The organism is Stappia albiluteola, from assembly GCF_014050225.1.
Taxonomy (GTDB): Bacteria; Pseudomonadota; Alphaproteobacteria; order Rhizobiales; family Stappiaceae; genus Hongsoonwoonella; species Hongsoonwoonella albiluteola.
On record NZ_JACFXV010000020.1, the window covers coordinates 1 to 605 of the forward strand.

Sequence of the window (605 nt, forward strand, 5' to 3'; positions counted from 1 at the left end):
AGCGCGCGCAGCGCGGTATCGGCGAGAACCTCGAAGGCGTTCTCGCCATTGCGCAATCCGCTGACGATATCCGAGACCGCCCCTCGCACGATCGCGGCGTTTTCCTCGAAATCCCGTCTGGCTTCGTCTTCGAGGTTGAGAGCGGCAATGAGGTTTTCAACTTCTTTTGTCTCCTTCGGCGTGGCGGCGGCAAGCTGCTCCCGCAGGCGGATCATTTCGCGCTGAACCGGATCGCTTTCCCTGAGAACGTCCAGCTCGTCTCGCAGCCCGATAATGAGATCCTGAACGCGCTGCCGCGCCGTGTCTTGCTCCAGGATACCGCGGGCCGCGGCCCTGTTCGCGGCCAGCTCGGCCTTGCGGCGGGCTTCTTCCTCCGCCTCGATCGCCGCCTTGACCTCGAAGCGCTCCCGGACGAGGGCCGCGATGGTTTGACCTTCCTGCGAGGCAAGGGTCACGCCCGCTTTTTGCAGTCTCTGGTCAAGCTCCCTTTGTTCGGCTGTCTTACTGAGCGCGTCGATTTCCTGCTCCAGGCCACGGATGACACCTGTTGCGGCCGGGTTCGACCCGAGCGCCTCCTGCTGGGAGCCGAGACCGGCTATCGCTGC

1 protein-coding gene is annotated in these 605 nt (G+C 64.1%); it reads right to left on the reverse strand.

What is annotated here, in order from left to right; all coding sequences use genetic code 11:
• Positions 1-605 (reverse strand): hypothetical protein (locus tag H2509_RS00820; protein ID WP_209001721.1); only part of this gene is annotated, 605 nt, incomplete at both ends.